This is a genomic window from Acinetobacter sp. YH12094 (genome assembly GCF_013419295.1).
GTDB classification, from domain to species: Bacteria; Pseudomonadota; Gammaproteobacteria; order Pseudomonadales; family Moraxellaceae; genus Acinetobacter; species Acinetobacter amyesii.
The window spans coordinates 1-19008 of the sequence record NZ_VPAK01000021.1; the positions used below are offsets into that span (position 1 = coordinate 1).

General features: G+C 43.0%; 17 protein-coding genes. 9 read left to right on the forward strand and 8 right to left on the reverse strand.

What is annotated here, in order from left to right; translation table 11 throughout:
* The first annotated feature begins 124 nt into the window (after nt 1–124).
* Both gluQRS and FTU34_RS13530 read left to right on the forward strand, forming a co-directional pair.
* Nucleotides 125–1018 carry a tRNA glutamyl-Q(34) synthetase GluQRS gene (gluQRS, locus tag FTU34_RS13525; RefSeq protein ID WP_180035958.1) on the forward strand — a complete coding sequence of 298 codons (894 nt, stop codon included), beginning with the start codon at nt 125–127 and terminating at the stop codon, nt 1016–1018.
* An 85-nt stretch (nt 1019–1103) separates the two neighbouring features.
* On the forward strand, nt 1104–1364 hold the full coding sequence (locus FTU34_RS13530; protein ID WP_078189439.1) for a zinc-ribbon domain-containing protein: 261 nt from the start codon (nt 1104–1106) through the stop codon (nt 1362–1364).
* On the opposite strand, the gene ftsW is transcribed toward FTU34_RS13530, so the two are convergent.
* The 5 genes from ftsW to FTU34_RS13555 all read right to left on the reverse strand — a co-directional run bounded on the left by ftsW (nt 1353) and on the right by FTU34_RS13555 (nt 6490).
* A complete protein-coding gene (gene ftsW, locus FTU34_RS13535) occupies nt 1353–2549 on the reverse strand; it encodes a putative lipid II flippase FtsW (RefSeq protein ID WP_180035957.1) in 1197 nt (398 codons plus the stop codon). The genes FTU34_RS13530 and ftsW overlap by 12 nt on opposite strands.
* Before the next feature lie 21 nt (nt 2550–2570).
* Entirely contained in the window at nt 2571–3917 is a 1347-nt protein-coding gene (gene murD / locus FTU34_RS13540; RefSeq protein WP_180035956.1) for a UDP-N-acetylmuramoyl-L-alanine--D-glutamate ligase, read from the reverse strand.
* A gap of 159 nt (nt 3918–4076) precedes the next feature.
* Entirely contained in the window at nt 4077–4328 is a 252-nt protein-coding gene (locus FTU34_RS13545; RefSeq protein WP_180035955.1) for a DUF6587 family protein, read from the reverse strand.
* A 36-nt stretch (nt 4329–4364) separates the two neighbouring features.
* A complete protein-coding gene (feoB, locus tag FTU34_RS13550) occupies nt 4365–6230 on the reverse strand; it encodes a ferrous iron transport protein B (RefSeq protein WP_078192582.1) in 1866 nt (621 codons plus the stop codon).
* Entirely contained in the window at nt 6227–6490 is a 264-nt protein-coding gene (locus tag FTU34_RS13555) for a FeoA family protein (protein ID WP_111884859.1), read from the reverse strand. The genes feoB and FTU34_RS13555 overlap by 4 nt, the downstream gene beginning before the upstream one ends.
* 172 nt (nt 6491–6662) lie before the next feature.
* On the opposite strand from FTU34_RS13555, the gene xerD reads away from it, so the two are divergent.
* The 4 genes from xerD to thrC all read left to right on the forward strand — a co-directional run bounded on the left by xerD (nt 6663) and on the right by thrC (nt 11126).
* On the forward strand, nt 6663–7580 hold the full coding sequence (xerD, locus tag FTU34_RS13560; RefSeq protein ID WP_180035954.1) for a site-specific tyrosine recombinase XerD: 918 nt from the start codon (nt 6663–6665) through the stop codon (nt 7578–7580).
* Nucleotides 7581–7676: 96 nt separating this feature from the next.
* Nucleotides 7677–8489 (forward strand): DsbC family protein, encoded by an 813-nt coding sequence (locus FTU34_RS13565; protein ID WP_180008060.1) that lies wholly within the window; start codon nt 7677–7679, stop codon nt 8487–8489.
* 130 nt (nt 8490–8619) lie between these two features.
* Nucleotides 8620–9924, forward strand: coding sequence for a homoserine dehydrogenase (locus tag FTU34_RS13570; protein ID WP_180035953.1), 1305 nt, complete (start codon nt 8620–8622; stop codon nt 9922–9924).
* Between the two features lie 62 nt (nt 9925–9986).
* Nucleotides 9987–11126 (forward strand): threonine synthase, encoded by a 1140-nt coding sequence (thrC, locus tag FTU34_RS13575; protein WP_078189447.1) that lies wholly within the window; start codon nt 9987–9989, stop codon nt 11124–11126.
* A 126-nt stretch (nt 11127–11252) separates the two neighbouring features.
* Here the strand turns inward: thrC and FTU34_RS13580 are convergent, their stop codons facing one another.
* Nucleotides 11253–12302 (reverse strand): serine hydrolase, encoded by a 1050-nt coding sequence (locus tag FTU34_RS13580; RefSeq protein WP_180004717.1) that lies wholly within the window; start codon nt 12300–12302, stop codon nt 11253–11255.
* A 212-nt stretch (nt 12303–12514) separates the two neighbouring features.
* On the opposite strand from FTU34_RS13580, the gene FTU34_RS13585 reads away from it, so the two are divergent.
* The 3 genes from FTU34_RS13585 to FTU34_RS13595 are packed head-to-tail and all read left to right on the forward strand — an operon-like array spanning nt 12515 to nt 16185.
* Nucleotides 12515–13150, forward strand: coding sequence for a response regulator (locus FTU34_RS13585; RefSeq protein WP_078189449.1), 636 nt, complete (start codon nt 12515–12517; stop codon nt 13148–13150).
* A gap of 22 nt (nt 13151–13172) precedes the next feature.
* Nucleotides 13173–14738: a PAS domain-containing sensor histidine kinase gene (locus FTU34_RS13590; RefSeq protein WP_180035952.1), complete on the forward strand. Its 1566-nt coding sequence runs from the start codon at nt 13173–13175 to the stop codon at nt 14736–14738.
* A gap of 19 nt (nt 14739–14757) precedes the next feature.
* Nucleotides 14758–16185 carry a sigma-54 dependent transcriptional regulator gene (locus tag FTU34_RS13595; protein WP_180008063.1) on the forward strand — a complete coding sequence of 476 codons (1428 nt, stop codon included), beginning with the start codon at nt 14758–14760 and terminating at the stop codon, nt 16183–16185.
* A 22-nt stretch (nt 16186–16207) separates the two neighbouring features.
* Here the strand turns inward: FTU34_RS13595 and FTU34_RS13600 are convergent, their stop codons facing one another.
* Both FTU34_RS13600 and gpmI read right to left on the reverse strand, forming a co-directional pair.
* A complete protein-coding gene (locus FTU34_RS13600) occupies nt 16208–17383 on the reverse strand; it encodes a S41 family peptidase (protein ID WP_180035951.1) in 1176 nt (391 codons plus the stop codon).
* Between the two features lie 17 nt (nt 17384–17400).
* Nucleotides 17401–18948 (reverse strand): 2,3-bisphosphoglycerate-independent phosphoglycerate mutase, encoded by a 1548-nt coding sequence (gene gpmI, locus FTU34_RS13605; protein ID WP_078192590.1) that lies wholly within the window; start codon nt 18946–18948, stop codon nt 17401–17403.
* Nucleotides 18949–19008: the final 60 nt, after the last annotated feature.

The following is a 19008-nucleotide window of genomic DNA, read 5'->3' on the forward strand; positions in this document are numbered from 1 at the left end:
CTGCCATACTGGCAGGGCTTTCAATACTATTGAACACTCTTCAGTTGTTGTCAGAGTATTCGTCTGATGAGCTGAATGCGATTGCTCAGATCGCATTCAATTTATAAAAAATGTGTAGATACCTATGCCTTTAGATAAGGGAGGGAAAGCTGCAGAGCATTACGTGGGCCGGTTTGCGCCATCGCCAACCGGCCCTTTGCATTTTGGCTCTTTAATTACAGCAGTCGCAAGCTACTGCGATGCCCGTGCCCATCAGGGGCAATGGGTGGTTCGTATCGAAGATACCGACATTCCACGTATATTTCCCGGCAGCGAAGAACACATCTTACGTTGTATTGATGCATTTCAATTCGAACCAGATACCGAGATCATTTTCCAAAAAGACCGCCTCGAAATCTATGAGCAAGTCATTGCACATTTGTATTCCCAAGACTTGATCTATGCCTGTCAATGCACCCGAAAAATGCTTGGTTCAAATCATATCTATCAAGGCACATGTCGTAATCTTGGCCTTCCCCTTCAGGATCAGGCCATTCGAATCAAAGTCGATGCACAGAACATTTGTTTTACCGACCGCTTACAAGGGACGCATTGCTCCAATCTGCAACAAGATTTGGGCGACTTCGTCTTAAAACGCCGTGATGGCATTATCAATTATCAACTTGCTGTCGTGGTGGATGACTACCTACAAGGGATGACCCATGTCGTACGTGGAGCTGATCTTTTGGACAATACCGAACGTCAAATTTGGCTCGGACAGGTTTTGGGTTATCCACGCCTTGAATACATGCACTTGCCATTGGCAATGAATAATCAGGGACAAAAACTGTCAAAACAGAATATGGCTCAAGCTCTTGATTTAAACCAAGCAGCACCTTTATTGCAACAAGCATTGCAGGCCCTACATCAACCGCCAGTCGACTTAGACACGCCGCGCATTATGCTACAACAGGCGATTGCGCAGTGGGATATTCAACAAATTCCCCATGGCACAGCATTGCCTCAAATCTATCAATAAACCCACATCCCTATCTGAGCCAATCACTCGATATTCAATTGAATTATGCTTTAATAAAGTGATCAATTGACCATTGGAGAGCCTAATGTTTTTTATTTTTGGAGTTGGTCCGAAAACCAAAGTCATTGAAAAGAGCCAATTTACTTGCCCTGTCTGCCGCAGCAGAACTCAGTATGAGTTGAAACAGCAACGTAATTATTTTTCTTTATTTTTTATTCCATTGATTCCACTATCTAAAGCCAAGGCGAGCTTGGTCAAATGTCTCCATTGTGGAACGGAGATGCCGGCGAGTGTACTGCACCATGCATCTCCCGATCCGCAACGAGATACGAATTTAGAAGCTTGATTCTTCTTTACTTGGGTTCACTTCTTTGGTCGTCGCATCGATCTTTAAGATCAGACTCACCATAACCGCACAGATAATCAGAGAAGACCCTCCATAACTAATAAACGGTAAGGTCAAACCCTTGGTAGGAAGCATGCCCATGTTCATGCCGGCATTCACCAAAATTTGCAGCAAGAAGATAATACTAATGCCATAAGCCAAGTAGCCTGCACGTAAGTATTGATGACGTAAAGCACGATGACCAATGCGAATACAGCAGATCAACATCACAAATGACAGCGTCAATACGGTCAAAATCCCAAAGAAGCCAAATTCTTCGCCCAAAACCGCCAACATGAAGTCAGTATGAGCCTCAGGTAAATACGACATTTTTTGAATACTATGACCCAAGCCGACACCAAACCATTCACCGCGACCAAAAGCCATTAATGCATTCGACAACTGGTAGCCTGCGCCTAATGGATCATTCCATGGATTTGAGAAGGACATCAAACGTTCTAAACGATAAGGTTCAAATAAAATCAAGAACACAAAGGCCATGATGATCGCACCAAAGGCAATTGCGAACTGAATCAACGGTGCTCCTGCGAGGAAGAATACCCCTAGCATGGTTAAGGCAATCACCACCGTCGCCCCTAAATCGGGCTCAGCCATGACCAAACCGACAGTTGCAGCCATAATCACTGCCAAACGTACCAAGCCCTTGATGTTATTGCGGACTTCTTCGGCACGCCGTACCACATAGTCTGCGGTAAATATCGCCATCATGACTTTGGCGACTTCCGAAGCCTGTAAGGTAAAACCTGCGATCCGAATCCAACGCTTAGAACCATTGACTTCAGTACCTACCGCCAAAACGGCAGCTAACAGGACAATGGTCACAATCCATAAAAAGAAGGTGTTGTTAAACCACACATTTAACGGCACTTTATAGGCGATATACGCAGCCATGGCGGCAGCGGCAATCGAAATCCCGTGTCGTGAAATGTAATGGAAGGCATTTTCATGCATGCGCTCTGCATAAGGCATCGAAGCAGATGCCACCATGATCGACCCAATACACAACAATGCCAAAACACAGAACATTAAAACATTGCGCACGTTGACCTCGGCAGGTAACCGAGGAATCCAACGCTCTACAACTTCATTTATTCTATTTATGGTCGTCTGAGCTAACCCAGCCATACAACTTTCCTTATCGTTCTTTTAAACGAGTGCATTCACACAATCAACAAATTGGTGTCCACGCTCACTGTAACCTTTAAACATATCAAAACTTGCGCACGCTGGAGACAATAACACCACATCATTGGCTACCGCATTTTGTTGGCACAGCTCAACCGCTTGTTTCAAACTTTCAGCATGAATCAGCGTGGTTGTCCCTTCAATCGCTTTTTCAATAATTGGACGATCTTCACCAATCAATACCGCAACTTTGGCATATTTTGAAAGTGAATCACGCAGCGCAGTAAAGTCCTGCCCTTTGCCTTGACCACCTAAAATAATCGCCACTTTACCGCCTTTGGCTTCAATCGCAGCACCAAGACCATCAATTGCAGCTAAAGTCGCACCAATATTGGTGCCTTTAGAGTCATTATAATAACGAACACCATGCACTTCTTTGACAAATTCACAACGGTGCTCTAAGCCTTTAAAGGTTTTCAAAGTTTCCAACATGCCTTCGAGTGGTAAACCAATCGCTTCACCCAAAGCCAAACATGCCAAGGCATTTGCCACATTATGAGTGCCTTGAATATACATGTCTGCACTTTTCAGTAAACGCTCACGACCACGTGCCAACCAAATTGTGCCATCAGTATCGCGTAAAATACCGAACTGATTCATATCTGGTGCATTTAAGCCAAAGCTTTGCATTGGAGTAGCATCTGGAACCAATGGACGTGTTAATGAGTCATCACGGTTATACACCACTTTTTTCACCGCTTGGAAAATACGATGCTTCGCAGTGTGATAGCCCATCATATCGCCATGACGGTCCAAATGGTCTTCACTCATGTTCAACACAACAGCCACTTCTGCTGCCAAGTTCGACGTGGTTTCTAATTGAAAACTTGAAAGCTCTAAAACATAAAGCTCAGGATCATCTTTGGTGAGATCCAAAGCTGGACGGCCCAAGTTTCCACCCACTGCCACTTTTTTGCCTGCATCTGCTGCCATAAGACCAAATAAAGTCGTTACGGTACTTTTCGCATTCGAACCTGTAATCGCGACAATTGGCTTATCTGTCGCACGACGTAAAATTTGAATTTCTGAAACCACAGGAATGTTGGCTGCAATGGCCGCCTGAATTTGCGGTAATTTTGGATCTAGCCCCGGGCTGATAATAATTTCTTCTGCTTGGAGTAATAAATCTTGATCCAACTGACCGAAACTAGTTTGTACATCACTTGGAATTTGATCATGACCCGGTGGGACTGCTCGTGAATCGGTGACTGCAACGCGGTAGCCATGGCTATGTAAGAAATTCACTGCGGAAACACCAGAAATCCCTAATCCGGCAACAACCTTCAATCCACCACGCTGTATTAACATTTTCGCCCCATTTTTTGGTCGGTTTTTAAATCTGACAAAATGTTAGCACTTTGCTGTTTTGAATGCTTTTTATGTTTTCACTTTCTCGCAGTTTTTTTGTGTCCGCTCGTAAAAAAACCGCCCATCTTGGGCGGTTTCTTCAAGCAATTGACGGTGAGCTTATTTCCATTTCACCGCTTGTACTTCAGCTTTTTTTGCAGATGGATTATCCGAAGCTGAACATCCACAACCGCCTGCACAGCCTGCGGCCATTTTGGGCTTTAACCATTTGGCTAAACTGTTCCAACCACGGTTTGCACAGTGCTCAGAAAAAGTTGTGAAGACTGAGTTCGATGTTTTTGGAAATACCTTCTTAAACACCACGACAGCACTCCAAATCACCAATACCGCAATAATTATTGATTCAAGCATGTCTCTCTCCTTTGTTCAGCTTTTGCCATTCACAATTCACGATCCAAAATAGCGTGTTGCAATTTGATACGTGATGAATGCCATTAGATAAGCCAAACCAAATAAATAGATAGTCATGAAACTCACCGTTTTCAAGGAGCCAGTTTCACGTTTAACTGTCGCCAGTGTCGCCAAGCAATGTGGCGCATAAATAAACCATACCAATAATGATAGACCGGTTGCCAATGACCAACCCAATGACCCATCGCTACTAATTAAATTTGCCAGACCTTGAGACATGGCATCTTCATCTGTTGCAGACAAGGCATACACCGTACCCAATGCCGCCACAACGACTTCACGTGCCGCCATCGCTGGAATTAAGGCAATACAGATCTGCCAGTTAAACCCTAATGGTGCAAAAATCGGTTGTAATACATGCCCAAGCATACCTGCCAATGAATAATCAATATCCGGCAAGGTTGCGCCTTCTGGCGGTTGCGGGAAGGTACACAAGAACCATAACAAAATCGATAAAGCGAAAATGATGCCACCGACACGTTTCAAGAAAATCTTGGCACGGTCCAGTAAACCAATCCAAACACTCTTAATATCTGGGAAACGGTAGCTTGGAAGTTCCATCAATAAGGCATGCTGTGATTTATCTTTTTGGAAGAATTTCAGCACTGTTGCCACAATTAAGGCACTCACAATCCCTGCTGCATATAATGCAAATAGCACCAAGCCTTGTAAGTTAAAGACGCCCCAGACCATTTGCTGTGGAATAAATGCTGAGATCAGCAAGGCATAAACCGGTAAACGTGCCGAACAGGTCATCAATGGCGCAACTAAAATCGTTACCAGACGATCTCGGGGGTCTTGAATACTCCGAGTTGCCATGATGCCCGGTACAGCACAGGCAAAGCTCGACAGCAAAGGAATAAAAGCACGACCACTCAGTCCGGCTTTAAACATCAGCTTATCTAGCAAGAATGCTGCACGTGGTAAATAACCTGATTCCTCTAAAACCAAAATAAAGAAGAATAAAATTAAAATCTGCGGCAAGAACACCACCACACCACCTGCACCCGCAATGATCCCATCAACCACCAAGCTGTTCAGTAGTGGATGTGAAATGTGTTCACCAACCAATTCACCGAACCAACCGAAGAAGGTTTCAATACCGTCCATAAACGGCGCAGCCCATGCAAACACCGCTTGGAAGATAATAAACATCATCACCGCTAAGGTAATTAAACCAAAGACTGGATGTAGAAAAATTTTATCAAGGAAGTCTGAGCGTTTATCTTCATGATCAACAAACATCACCACGTCTTTTAAAATTTGTTCAATTTTTTCGTGGTTAGTTCCAGAAAGATTGGTATCACTTAATGACGCATCTGGTTTTCTGAAACCTTCAGCATCCAAAGCACCCATTAAGTTTTCAATACCCGCATTACGTACAGCAACGGTTTCTACAACAGGAACGCCCAAACGCTGAGACAGCTTTTGGGTATTGATTTGCATGCCACGACGGCGTGCTTCATCCATCATATTGAGGACAAGTAAAATTGGACGACCCAAATCGATCATTTCCATGACCAAACCGAGGTGCAATTTTAAGTTTGTCGCATCAACTACACATAAAAAGACATCTTGATGCCCTTCTTCTGCAATTTTACCTTGCACGACATCACGCGTAATCGCTTCATCAGGACTCGTCGCTTCTAAGCTATACGTCCCCGGCAAATCCAAAACTCGAACAGATTTACCCGATGGCAACGTAAATTGACCAACCTTGCGCTCAACCGTTACCCCAGCATAGTTCGCAACTTTCTGACGTGTACCCGTTAAATGATTGAATAATGAAGTTTTACCACAGTTTGGATTACCAACGAGGGCAATACGTAACGCATCACTCATGCTGATGCACCTTCCATTGCTATTTCCACTTTTTCAGCTTCTATTTTTCGCAGTGCGAAACGAGTAAACCCAACTTGAATTAAAATCGGGTCACCACCAAAAATACCTTTGGTAATCACCTGTACTTTTGTTCCGGGAACAAAACCCAAAGTCTCTAAACGGCTAGCGACTAAATCAGCCGGAGCATTGTTGCCATTCTGGTTACGATGTACCTTATGAATGACTGCGCTTTGTTTCACTTTCAAATCAGATAATCGCACGCAACTAACCCTAAAAAATTTTGAATATTATACAAACAAATGAGAATAATTAACAAATCGGATTCGATTTCAATTCTCATTTAACAATCTAGCATCGACACGACTATTTTTTTAAATTACATTGCATTAAACCATTGTGATTTCTTGGTTTAATTTCGAAAATGAGCGGCACATGTTAAATAAAAAACCACGTATTCCAACCCCAGTCCAAATTCCAGAATCACTCAGTTTTTTACACGGATATCGTGATGATTTAATTGCTCAAACCGTCAGTCCACACACTCGAAATGCATATTTATCTGATTTAATTCAATGCAGTGAGTGTCATACGCATATCATGACAGATTGGAGTAGTGACGACATTTCAGATGTCTTGCTCAGCCTGACTAAACAAGGAAAAAGCCCACGCTCGATCGCCCGCTCACTTTCTGCACTGCGTTCATTTTTCAAGTTCTTGCGTGAACAAAAAATACGCAGTGACAATCCTGTTGCAATCCATAAAACACCCAAATTGGGTCGTGCCCTACCAAAGGATTTATCTGAAGCAGATGTTGAAGCCCTGATTAATGCCCCAGACCTCAGCACCGCATTGGGTCTACGTGATCGTGCCATGCTCGAAGTGCTGTATGCCTGTGGTTTACGTGTCTCTGAGTTATTAAATTTAAGATTAGAACTGATCAATCTTAAACAAGGCTATTTACGAATTACCGGTAAAGGCAATAAAGAACGCTTAGTTCCTTTAGGTCAAATGGCGGTGGAATGGATCGAGAAATATTTAGCCGAAGCGCGCCCCGTCTTATACAAAAGCGCAACCGATGCTTTATTTCTCACTCAACTCGGTGGAATGATGAGTCGCCAAAACTTTTGGTACGCGATTAAACGCTATGCGCTCATTGCAGGCATTCAAGCCGAATTATCACCACATACCTTACGCCACGCCTTTGCCACGCATTTGCTCAACCACGGTGCCGACTTACGTGTAGTGCAGATGCTGCTCGGCCACAGTGACTTGTCTACCACGCAAATTTATACCCATGTCGCGCAGATTCGTATGCAAAAATTACATGCAGACTATCATCCGAGAGCTTAACGGCAGGAAATATCAGACCAAGAAGTTCTATCGTGGCCGATATTTTTTGCTATGCTTACTCACCTGTTTGATAAAGCTAAAAGAAAAGGGTTGTTTATGTTATTTACCCGTTCAAAAATTTTTCTCGCATCGACACTTGTTGCCAGTATGGCGTTAGTGGCTTGTTCTAATTCAAATAATGACGAAAAGAAAGATGCGACATTAACGGCAAGTACGCCTGCAACTGGTGAAGCTTCGAATTTATCTGAACGTAATGCTCAGCAGCGTTTAATTGATACTTTGCAATCCAATCTGCAAAAAGCCAATATCAATGCCAAAGTCACTGGGGTGAAAGCGACTGAAGTTCCTAATTTGTTTTGGGTAAGCTTTGAAGGCATGCCTGCGGTCTATGCTACAGCTGATGGTAAATACATTTTCCAAGGCGACGTGGTTCGTTTAGGTGAAAAACAACTCTTTAATGTAGGCGATACACTACAAGCAGAGGCCAACAAAAAATTATTTGATCAATTAAAAACTGAAGACCTACTGATTTATAAAGCCAAAGGTAAAACCAAACACGTAGTTTATGTGTTTACCGATGTCAGCTGTCCTTATTGCCATAAATTACATGAACAAATGGATGATATTAATGCCCGTGGCATTGAAGTCCGTTACATCGCTTGGCCACGTGGTGAACAACACATGCCAATGATGGAAAATATCTGGTGTAGCAAAGACCGTCGTGCCGCATTTGATAAAGCTATTGCCGGTGAGCAAATCGAGCCTGCATCATGTAAAAACCCAGTGCGCAGCATGTATGAAATGGGTCTAAATATTGGTGTGAATGGTACGCCAGCGATCTATAACGCAGAAGGTAAACACATCGGTGCGTACATGTCGGCTTCCGAACTTGAAAGTGCGCTTAAATAACTAATTTTTATAGGCTAAATGAATGTTTTTTATGGGTGGGAATAAAGTGATTTCTACCCTAGAGTCCGAACGTTTTTTTAGCTATGATCTAAACTCACTTAAAGCAATGATGAAATAAATGGAGTGTGACGTGAAACCAGTTCGTCTGGCAATCCTCGGTCTTGGTACTGTGGGTGGTGGTGCCCTTAAACTACTAAAAGAAAATGCTGCTGAGATTAAACGTCGCACCGGTCGTGAAATTGAAATTACCCATGTGGGTACGCGTCGCCCTCGTCCTGATTTAGAACTACCTGCTTCAGTGAAGCAAAGTGCTGATTTATTAGATATCGTCCGTCAACCCGATGTAGACGTTGTGGTTGAAGTTATGGGCGGCATTCACCCTGCGTATGAAGTAATTCGTGAAGCAATCGTTCATGGCAAACAAGTGGTTACAGCCAACAAAGCTTTATTAGCTGAACACGGCAATGAATTATTTAAATTGGCCGATGATCATCACGTTCAGATTGCTTATGAAGCAGCTGTCGCAGGCGGTATCCCAATTATTAAAGTCCTCCGTGAAGGTTTGGCAGCCAATAAAATTGACTGGCTTGCAGGTATTATTAACGGTACAGGTAACTTTATCCTGACTGAAATGCGTGAAAAAGGTCGTGCCTTTGCAGACGTTCTCAAAGAAGCGCAAGAACTCGGTTATGCCGAAGCAGATCCAACTTTCGACGTCGAAGGAATCGATGCAGCGCACAAGTTAACATTGCTGGCTTCTATTGCTTTTGGTATCCCACTCCAGTTTAACAAAGTCTTCACTGAAGGCATCAGCAAAGTCACTGCGCAAGATGTCAAATATGCAGAAGACCTTGGTTTCCGTATTAAACATTTAGGTATTGCAAGTCGTGCTGCAACGGGTATTGAGCTTCGTGTTCATCCAACGCTGATCCCTGAAGACCAACTGATTGCCAATGTAAATGGCGTTAAAAATGCTGTATTGGTTCAAGCCAATGCTGTTGGTCCAACGCTTTACTATGGCGCAGGCGCAGGTGCAGGCCCGACAGCATCAGCGGTGGTTGCTGACGTTGTCGATATTGTCCGTGACATCTCATATACCGAAGATGGCGCAGGTACAATTCCACAGCTTGCTTTTGAAGCACTGACCGATTTACCAATTCTTCTACGTGAAGAAATGACCACAGGATACTACATCCGTATTAATGCCGAAGATCAAACTGGCGTTCTTGCTGATGTCACTACGATTTTAAGCCGTGCAGGAATCAGCATCGATGCGATCATGCAACAGCCGCGCTTAAAAGACCTTATTCCTATCGTGATTCTGACTGATCCAGTCAAAGAATCTAAAATGGATGAAGCCCTTCAACAAATTCAAGCATTGCCTGTCATTCATGGCGAAATTGTACGAATTCGTTTAGAATCGCTTGATAATTAATCGGGTCGAGGGGAATATTTCAGTTCCTCTCGCCAAGCTCTACACACAATTGGAACATCATCATGTCTAATGCCAATCGTTATACTGGTTTAGTTGACCGCTATCGCGACCGTTTACCCGTATCTGCAACTACTCGCGCAATTTCTTTGGGCGAAGGTAATACGCCACTGATTAAGCTTGAGAACATTCCACGCATTATTGGCAAAAATGTTGAAATTTATGTGAAGTACGAGGGCTTAAACCCGACTGGTTCATTTAAAGACCGTGGTATGACCATGGCCGTAACAAAAGCAGTGGAAGCAGGCTCAAAAGCGATTATTTGTGCCTCTACAGGTAATACATCTGCTGCCGCAGCGGCGTATGCTGCACGTGCGGGTATTAAAGCATTCGTGTTAATCCCAGAAGGCAAAATTGCCATGGGTAAAATGGCACAAGCGATGATGTATGGCGCGGTAACGATGCAAATCCACGGTAACTTCGATGACGGTATGCGTCTTGTAAAAGAAGTTGCGGATCAAGCACCAGTTACGATTGTAAACTCAATCAACCCATACCGTCTGCAAGGTCAAAAAACCATTGCTTACGAAATCGTGGATGAGTTAGGTCGTGCACCAGACTACCACTGCCTACCTGTAGGTAATGCGGGTAACATCACAGCACATTGGATGGGTTATACCGAAGCTGTGGCGAATCAGCCTAAAGAAGAATTTGTACAAGTAGTTTATGATCCTGAAACTGATCAATTCACAGGTCCAAAACCTGCGGGTCTACCAACAATGGTGGGTTACCAAGCTGCTGGCGCGGCACCATTCCTACGCGGTGCACCTGTAGAAAACCCTGAAACTGTAGCAACTGCGATCCGTATTGGTAATCCACAAAGCTGGAACCATGCTAAAGCCGTAGTCCGCGACTCAGAAGGTTGGTTTGACGAACTGCAAGATGCTGAAATCTTAGAAGCACAGCGTCTACTATCTATGTACGAAGGTGTATTCGTAGAACCTGCTTCTGCAGCGTCTATCGGTGGCGCGATTCGTGACATCAAAGCAGGTAAAATTGCTGAAGGTTCTGTGATCGTATGTACTGTAACAGGTAACGGTTTAAAAGATCCTGACACTGCCATCAAGCAATGCCAAGATGCCGTAATGTTGTCGATTGATGCAACTATGGATCAAGTTCGTGATTCAATTCTGTCAAATATGTAATTTATATGCTGACTGAATAAAAAAAAGCCCTGCTCTTGCAGGGCTTTTTTTATATCTTGCATTCACTTCAGCATTTAAACGTTGAGTAAATCTAAATACTGAAAGAATGAAAAATCTGAAATCTTGTTAAATACGTTTTGGTAACTGGCTCGCCCAGTTCATTAAACGAGTCGCATCATTGGTTCGTGCCACTGAAGAATCCGCACCCAATAACACCACCACCGCTGGACGGTTATTCAGTGTGGTATGCATCACAACACAGCGCCCTGCTTCATTAATAAATCCTGTTTTTGAAATATTAATATTCCAACCACCATTACGCACTAAAGCATTAGTATTGTTTGATTTCAACACGCGGTAGCCCAAATTAAAGTCATAACTTGGTGTGGTTGAAAATTGACGAATCAAACCATACTGCGAAGCGGTATTCACCAAAATCCCCAAGTCACGTGCCGAAGCGACATTGCCTGGGTGCAAGCCAGTCGATTCCATATAATGAGTCGAGTTCATCCCTAATGAGCGTGCTTTCGCATTCATCGCTGAAATAAATGCAGAACGACCACCTGGATAAGTACGTGCTAATGCCGAAGCCGCTGGGTTTTCAGATTTCATCAAAGCAAATAGCAAAGCTTCTGCGCGGTTCATACTGTCGCCAGCACGCAGCGTTGAACTTGAGCTTTTACAGCCTGAACATGAGAAATCAGACTGTTGTAAGGTAATCTTTTCAGACATGTTTAATCGGGCATCTGAAATCACTACTGCTGTCATGAGTTTGGTAATTGATGCAATCGGTAAAGCGGTATTGCTATTTTTGCTATATAGCACTTCACCAGTTTGACCATCCATAACCAGTGCTGCACGCGCATTTACAGAGGGCTGTCCTGCGTATTGATTGGTATCAATAATACGGACCGTTTTCGATGGTGCTGTCTGTACCACACCGCCTGTACTACGTACAGAAGTAGTCACTTTCGTTGACCCTTGAGGAGATGGTTCTTCAGCGCTATAAGACACGTCACCGTTGAGTAACTGGTTTGCATCTTCAGATGACCAGCTAATATTTGACTGCTGATTTGCAGCACTATTCATCACAATTTCAGCAGAACTGAAACTGCTCATACTGAATAAAATTGACATGCCCAAAACGTGCATGAAGGATTTATTTAATTTTTTCACCATTGCTCACTCAACTCAGGATACTAAACATTTGCGCAAGACCAGCAATATGCCGTACATTGGTCACAACTACGAACATTTTTTGCTCACACATTGTGTATGAAGTTTTTCATTTCATATAAGAATAGGATTGCTAATTTTGTCGTTTCATTGCAAGCTTATTTTGCTTTATGTAACAAAAAAAACAGATTTTGATTTGAGGGAGAGTGTAGGTGATCACAGTTTTGGTGGTAGATGACCATGAATTAGTCCGTACTGGTATTTGCCGTATGCTCGAAGACCATGCAGATGTCCAAGTCATTGGACAAGCCGAATCGGGTGAAGATGCGATTACACTTGTTCGCCAACACCATCCAAATGTTGTTTTATTAGATGTCAATATGCCAGGTATCGGGGGTGTAGAAACTACACGTCGCCTACTTCAAACAGCGCCAGATACAAAAGTCCTCGCAGTCAGTGGACTTGCTGAAGAACCCTATCCGTCTTTATTGTTAAAAGCAGGTGCCAAAGGCTATATCACCAAAGGTGCACCAGTTACTGAAATGGTCCGTGCGATTAATAAAGTGATGCAAGGCGGCAAATATTTCAGTGCAGACATTGCAGAACAACTGGCCAGCTCATATTTGTCTGATACACAACAATCGCCTTTTGACGCCCTGTCTGAGCGTGAAATGCAAGTTGCCATGATGGTGGTCAATTGTATTAGTGCACAAGAAATTTCCGATAAATTATTCGTTAGTGTTAAAACAGTGAATACCTACCGTTACCGCATTTTTGAAAAACTGAATATTGATAGTGATGTCAAACTAACTCACTTGGCGATTCGCTACGGGTTAATCAAACCTTAACACAACGTACATCCTGTTACTTATGACACAGCGTTCAATTCATAGTGAATTGAACCAGTATCATTTGGGTCTTTGGTACAGTGCTTATCGCTTTATCATCAGTGCCTGTCTGTTACTGGTCTTTTTACTGACCTACACTCAATTCACTTCAGATTATGAATACCCACGTTTATACCTATATGTATTGACGATTTATTTGCTGTTTACCAGCATTCAATTCATGTCACTTGGACGCTTCAAAGTCCGTATTCCAAACCAGCTACTGCTGTTATTCATCGTAGATGTGATTTCGCTGAGCTTACTGACCTTAGCCATCGATGGACCCAATTTACATTTGAGTTTGCTGTTTGTGATTACGATTTTTGCAGCATCCCTGTTATTAGATGCCCAAAAAGCTTTGGCCATCACCCTCATCGCTGTGATTTGCGTGGTGTATCAACTGTTTTTAGGTTCAATTCTTGAATTTACCTCACTCAAAAATTTAACCAACAGTGCGATTTTGGCTTTTTTATTTTGTGTGGTGTATGGCAGTGCGCAAATTGCCGTGAAACGTTTCCAGTTACTAGAAAATCTGAATTTTTCGCAATCCTTAGAGCTACATCGACTACAAAACATTAACCGCTATATCTTGGAGCAGATTGATACGGGCTATTTGGTGTTGGATGAAAACTGTCATGTGGTGCTGAGTAATCCTGCTGCTTGCCATTTACTCGGCATGCCAAATTTTTATCATCATGATCAATATCCACTGTATACCACGCAGCCCGATTTATTTGAATTACTCAAATTTGAAGATTTAAAAAGCGGTGAAAAATTCCAATTTGAATCCCAACAAAGCCAATACCACATTCAGGTACTCGTACAAAAACTCGTTGTGCCGCATCAAATGCTGACCTTGCTGATTTTACAAGATGCACAAAAACTCAATCAGCAAGTGCAACAACTAAAATTAGCCGCTTTAGGGCAACTCTCCGCCAGTATTGCACATGAAATTCGCAATCCTTTAGCCGCAATTGTGCATGCCAATGATTTATATCCGCAAAGTGATACCGAACAACAGCACATGTTGAATCATATGATTTCACGTCAAGCGGTGCGGATTGACCGAATTATTCAAGACACCCTAAATATGGTGCGTAATAAAGAAACCCACCCTACTCGTCTGAATTTAGAACAATTTTTACCGCTGTTCCTGCACGAAGATCTGGCAGACATTCAACAGAACATTCGGCTCAATGTACAGGCCAAAACCTTGATCGATTTTGATGAGGCACAGTTTAGACAAATTTTAATCAACCTGATTCGTAATGCGATTCGCCATAACAATCCGGACATGTCGTATATCGAAGTGGTGGCGCGTACGGATCAGAAAAAAGTCCAGATCGATGTCCGAGATTTCGGTCATGGGGTTGCTTTACAAAACCGCGCACAGTTATTTCAACCATTTTTTAGTACCGAAATTACTGGAACTGGTTTAGGATTATATCTTGCTCATAGCTTCTGTGAAGCGAATCAAGCACAGCTTTCCTATGTAGAAAAAAAACAGGGAGCTTGCTTTAGGATTGAGTGCTTACAAGCTGTTATTTAATTGTTTTTAGGGGAAAACTGTGGATTCACAACCACTGGTATTGTTAGTTGATGACGAAGAAGACTTATGTATGCTGATGCAGATGTCTTTATCAAGGATGGGGGTTAAAACGCATGTTGCACATCGCCTCGACGAAGCTAAAAAAGCCTTGTCTACCTATAGCTACGATGCCTGCCTAACCGATCTCAACTTACCCGATGGTAATGGTCTACAGCTCTTAGATTGGATGAATGAACACTGTCCTGCCCTGCCCGTTGCTGTGCTTACTGCCTATGGCAACATGGACATTGCCATTGCCGCATTAAAGGCGGGAGCATTCGATTTTGTCAGCAAACCGATCAATCCCAAACATCTTGAACAACTGCTACAAAAAGCCCTGAATAAGCCATTGGCTGAAGACATTACTTCGCAAGATGCTTTAGAGCATAAAATGTTAATTGGTGAATCGCTTCCAATCCAGCAATTGCGTCGAACTCTAAAGAAAATTGCACGTTCACAAGCACCTGTTTTTATTACGGGTGAATCTGGTACGGGTAAAGAGGTCGTAGCCAATCTGGTTCACCGTTTAAGCAACCGTAATGAAGGGCCCTTTATTGCTATTAACTGTGGGGCAATTCCCACAGAGTTAATGGAAAGTGAACTTTTTGGCCATAAAAAAGGCAGCTTTAGTGGTGCCACCCAAGACAAACAAGGTCTGATTCAATCTGCACATGGCGGTAGCTTATTTCTGGATGAAATTGCCGAACTACCTTTAGCCATGCAAGTTAAATTGCTACGCGCAGTACAGGAAAAACGTATTCGTCCTGTAGGTTCAGACTGTGAAATTGACGTTGATTTCCGTGTGATCAGCGCCAGCCATCAGGACTTAGAAGCACTCGTCCAACAAGGTCGCTTCCGCCAAGATTTATTCTTCCGCATCCATGTGATGGATTTAGTGTTGCCTGCCTTACGTGAACGTGGCGACGATATCCTCTTATTGGCTCAACATTTTATTCAAAAAATTAGCCATGAATGGGAAATTGCCACTAAGCCTCTGACTGAACGAGCGAAAAACTTCCTACTCAACCAATATTATCCGGGTAATGTCCGTGAACTCCGCAATATTATCGAACGTGCCATGACCCTCTGCGATGATGATCAGATTGATCTTCAACATCTGCAAAGTGCGCCATTAAGACAACCAAGTGCTCAGTTCAATTCCGCTCCAACAACGAATGAATCCGCTCAGCTAGGTGCAAACAGCAACGAACAGAGTGTGGTCCCTCGCAAACTACCTGAAGAAGGCTTAGAGCTCTTTTTAGAAAATATCGAAAAAGAAGTGCTCATGAATGCGTTGAACATCACCCACTGGAACCGAACCCTTGCCGCAAAAAAATTAGGCATGTCATTCCGTTCATTGCGCTATCGTTTGAAAAAATTCGGTTTAGATACCGAAGACGAAGAGTAAAAGTTTTCCAGCGTATTGCTGTTTATTTTTGATTCAGCAATAACTCTGCAACATGATCGACATAGTGATCTTCACGTGCATCATGTTGCAGCGGATAGTTATAGTCTGGCTGCACTCCAATTCCTTCAATCATTTTGCCATTCGGTGTCAGATATTGCGACACAGTCATTTGTAAAGCCGCACCATTACTCAATGGAAATAGTTTTTGAACCACACCTTTACCATAACTTTTCTCACCCGCTACCCATGCACGTTTATGCTCTTTTAATGCTGCGGTAAAGACCTCTGCGGCAGAAGCAGAACGATTGTTGATTAAAATACCAACTTTCATATTTTGAAATTCAAAACTCGGTAAAGCCTGAAACTGTTGGTCACCCTCAGATCGACTTCGAGTCGACACAATAATGCCCTGATTCAAAAATAAATCGGCAGACTCTACTGCTGCGGACAGTAACCCCCCAGGGTTATTTCTTAAATCAAACAATACCGCTTTGACACGCGAACCATGACTTTCAATCAAACGCTTTATTTCATTGGCTGTATCTTGTTGAAAAACTTTAACGTGTAAAACTAAAACCTGATTATTTAATAATTTAGATTCTATATCTGTTTCAACTTTAGTGTTTCTGACCAAATTGATCGGTTGACTTGCAGTTATCAACTGTAGATTCAGCGTCGAGCCGATACTGCCGGTAAGCAGGTGTCGCACTTGATCTTGATTGAGTTTTTTGAGTTCTTGATCATCAATTTTAAACACCGCTGCGCCATTTTTCAGACCTAGCTTCGCTGAATCGGCATCAGGCTTTAAATTGGTGATGACCCATTGCTGTAAACCTACATCAAAGCGCAAATTGAAATCGACACTCGCAATATCCCCTTCGGTGTATTGCAAAAGCTGCTTATAGTCTTCAGGTGAAAGATATCGTGAATAACGGTCTAAACCACTGACCATGCCTTTGATGGCTTGTTGGAATAATGCATCGTCATTTTTTTCAACTACATAATTTTCTTTGACAATGCCATAGATTTGAACAAATTGTTGGATCGATTCGACAGGTACTTCGGCATAACTTTGTTCATAGCTGCCATCAAACTCATCGAAAGCCGACTTTGCTTTATCGGCTCCCCATGTCGAATGACTAGAACACAGCAGCAAGGCTGTAAGGCTTACAACTGACGTCCAGTGTGCTTTAGTCATTCATGCTTCCTTACATTTTAAGCTTCAAGAGTAATCAAGTTACGACCTTGCATTTCTGTTGGTACAGGAATGTGCATAAGCGTTAAAAGTGTCGGTGCTACGTCAGCCAAAACACCACCTTCTGCAATTGTTGCATTGGTCGGGCCAACATAGATAAACGGCACAAGTTCAGTGGTATGTTGAGTATGCACCTGACCACTTTGGTAATCTTGCATTTGCTCTACGTTACCATGATCGGCGGTCACTAACATGTGACCTTTATTTGCCATCACAGCTTCATATACACGACCTAAGCACGTGTCTACGGCCTCAACTGCTTTGACTGCTGCATCAAACACACCAGTATGACCAACCATATCACCATTGGCATAGTTCACCACGAGTAAGTCGTACTCACCTGAGTTAATTGCGGCAACCAACTCATCAGTGACTTCATAAGCACTCATTTCTGGTTTTAAGTCATAAGTCGCAACGTTTGGTGATGGAATTAAAATACGTTTTTCACCCGGATATTCATCTTCACGACCACCACTGAAGAAGAAGGTCACGTGTGCATATTTTTCAGTTTCAGCAATACGCAGTTGTGTTTTACCCAAATTAGACAGGTATTCACCAATCGAGTTATGCAACGCTTCTGGCATATAAGCCACAGGTGCATCAATTGTTGCTTGGTAACGTGTCAACATGACAAATTTTGATAAAGCGGGAACCACTTTACGTTCAAAACCTGCAAAATCTTTTTCCACAAAAGCTTTGGTAATTTCACGCGCACGGTCAGCACGGAAGTTCATGAAGACAACGCTATCACCATCTTGGATCGGTGCTAAATCACCAATACGCGTCGCTTTCACAAATTCATCTGATTCTTCAGCAGCATAAGCCTGCTCTAGACCTTCAACAGCAGTCGCTGCTGTACGCACTGCTTCACCTTCAGTTAAAAGACGATAGGCTTGCTCAACACGATCCCAACGGTTGTCACGATCCATTGCAAAGTAGCGACCAATCATGGTGGCAATACGACCTTGACCCGGATACTGAGCAAACAGTGCATCTAATTTTTCAAGCGAAGGTTGTGCACTTTTTGGCGGTGTATCACGACCATCAAGGAATGCATGAAGATAAACTTTTGCACCGCGTTTTAATGCCAATTCAGCCATCGCCACAATGTGATCTTCATGTGAATGCACGCCACCTTCAGACAATAAGCCCATGATGTGCACTGCACCATTGGCAGCTTTGGCTTTTTCAACCGCATCAACTAAAACATCATGTTCAAAGAATGCACCGGTACGAATATCTTTGGTAATACGAGTAAAGTCTTGATACAGCACACGTCCTGCACCAAGGTTCATGTGGCCCACTTCAGAGTTACCCATTTGTCCATCAGGTAAACCAACGTCTTCGCCAGAGCCTGAAATCAATCCATGCGGATGCTTTTCCTGCATTGCAGTCAAGTTAGGTCGTTTTGCTGCTAAAAAGGCATTGTCCTCGACCGCTTCGCGATGACCCACACCATCCATAATTACCAATACGTGTGGGATTTTGCCAGCAGTTGCATCCGTCATAATGAACACTCTTTCGTTTATAAATTAATCATACTATCTTACCGAATTTTCGGTGAAGAC

Bases quoted from the DNA above. Each gene is read 5' to 3' on its own strand.
- gluQRS (WP_180035958.1), top strand. From the start codon at position 125: ATGCCTTTAGATAAGGGAGGGAAAGCTGCAGAGCATTACGTGGGCCGG.
- FTU34_RS13530 (WP_078189439.1), top strand. From the start codon at position 1,104: ATGTTTTTTATTTTTGGAGTTGGTCCGAAAACCAAAGTCATTGAAAAG.
- ftsW (WP_180035957.1), bottom strand. From the start codon at position 2,549: ATGGCTGGGTTAGCTCAGACGACCATAAATAGAATAAATGAAGTTGTA.
- murD (WP_180035956.1), bottom strand. From the start codon at position 3,917: ATGTTAATACAGCGTGGTGGATTGAAGGTTGTTGCCGGATTAGGGATT.
- FTU34_RS13545 (WP_180035955.1), bottom strand. From the start codon at position 4,328: ATGCTTGAATCAATAATTATTGCGGTATTGGTGATTTGGAGTGCTGTC.
- feoB (WP_078192582.1), bottom strand. From the start codon at position 6,230: ATGAGTGATGCGTTACGTATTGCCCTCGTTGGTAATCCAAACTGTGGT.
- xerD (WP_180035954.1), top strand. From the start codon at position 6,663: ATGTTAAATAAAAAACCACGTATTCCAACCCCAGTCCAAATTCCAGAA.
- FTU34_RS13565 (WP_180008060.1), top strand. From the start codon at position 7,677: ATGTTATTTACCCGTTCAAAAATTTTTCTCGCATCGACACTTGTTGCC.
- thrC (WP_078189447.1), top strand. From the start codon at position 9,987: ATGTCTAATGCCAATCGTTATACTGGTTTAGTTGACCGCTATCGCGAC.
- FTU34_RS13590 (WP_180035952.1), top strand. From the start codon at position 13,173: ATGACACAGCGTTCAATTCATAGTGAATTGAACCAGTATCATTTGGGT.
- FTU34_RS13600 (WP_180035951.1), bottom strand. From the start codon at position 17,383: ATGACTAAAGCACACTGGACGTCAGTTGTAAGCCTTACAGCCTTGCTG.
- gpmI (WP_078192590.1), bottom strand. From the start codon at position 18,948: ATGACGGATGCAACTGCTGGCAAAATCCCACACGTATTGGTAATTATG.